The organism is Rhizobacter sp. P1_G5 (assembly GCF_056405435.1).
Window position 1 is genome coordinate 1 of record NZ_JBFUCB010001187.1, and the last position, 600, is coordinate 600.

Consider the following 600-nt stretch of genomic DNA (forward strand, 5'->3'; position numbering starts at 1 on the left):
GGCCTGGCCTTGCTGGCCTCGCTGTCGCGGCGTTTGTCATTGCGTTTGCGGCAGGTCAGCGCCCGGCTGAGTGCCTTGTTGTCCAGCACCTGACGGGCCAGAGGAAGCATCATGGAAAGAGACCAGGCATCGAAATTCGTCAACGACCTGCTGCGCCTGATGGTGTCGCGCAACGGGTCCGACTTGTTCCTCACCGCGGACTTCCCACCGGCCATCAAGGTCGACGGCAAGGTCACCAAGGTGTCGCCGCAGCCGCTGACCGGCCAGCACACGCTGGCACTGACGCGCTCGGTGATGAACGACAAGCAGGCCGCCGAGTTCGAGCGCACCAAGGAGTGCAACTTCGCGATCTCGCCGCAGGGCATCGGCCGCTTCCGCGTGAATGCCTTCGTGCAGCAGGGCCATGTCGGGCTGGTGATGCGGACGATTCCGCAGACGCTGCCAACCATCGACAGCCTGAACCTGCCGCAGGTGCTGAAGGACGTGACGATGACCAAGCGCGGTCTCGTGATCTTCGTCGGCGCCACCGGCTCGGGCAAGAGCACCTCGCTCGCGGCGATGGTCGATTTTCGCAACGAGAACTCGTACGGCCACATCATC

Annotated in this window: 1 protein-coding gene; it reads left to right on the plus strand. The window is 64.0% G+C overall.

Going from position 1 to position 600, the window contains the following annotated elements:
• Window positions 1-111: 111 nt before the first annotated feature.
• Window positions 112-600: ATPase, T2SS/T4P/T4SS family (locus tag AC1D12_RS34890; protein WP_477845612.1), on the plus strand; the 489-nt coding region annotated here is incomplete at its 3' end.